At 46.2% G+C, this 509-nt stretch carries 1 protein-coding gene; it reads left to right on the forward strand.

Translation table 11 applies throughout. The features are described from left to right. Positions 1-509: contractile injection system protein, VgrG/Pvc8 family (locus GQ594_RS11880; RefSeq protein ID WP_202112609.1), on the forward strand; the 509-nt coding region annotated here is incomplete at both ends.

Here is a 509-nt window from a genome sequence, read left to right on the forward strand (position 1 = left end):
TGGTGCCAATGCTAGTGGCAGTCATGATAATGGACGTGAGAGTGAGACGAATACTAATGATAGTGATAACAATTCGAGTGAAATGCCTATCGAAAGTGGTGAATGGTATGCCCGCCTACGCCACGAACAAAAAATCAGCCAACAGGTGATTATTCACGGTAAAAGTAACCGCTATGCCCTTGCACCGGGTCAATGGATTAACATCAAAGGCAGTCCACTGAATAATATTAATGACGGTGTGATTATTTTAAGTGTACAAGGACACGGTAACCGCACTGAGGCTTATGAGCTGGAATTTACCGCTATTCCTTATCAGGCCTTAACGCTCTACCGCCCTGCGCCTATCCGCTGGCCCCAAATCAGTGGCACCTTACCCGCAAGGGTGACCAGTCCTGACCATGACACCTATGGTTATATTGATACTCAAGGACGCTACCGCGTTAAATTTAACTTTGACTTAAAAACGTGGAAAAAGGGCGAAGAAAGCCTTTGGGTGCGTTTAGCCAAGC

The sequence above is a fragment of the Gilliamella sp. Pra-s52 genome, assembly GCF_009795805.1.
Lineage (GTDB): Bacteria > Pseudomonadota > Gammaproteobacteria > Enterobacterales > Orbaceae > Gilliamella.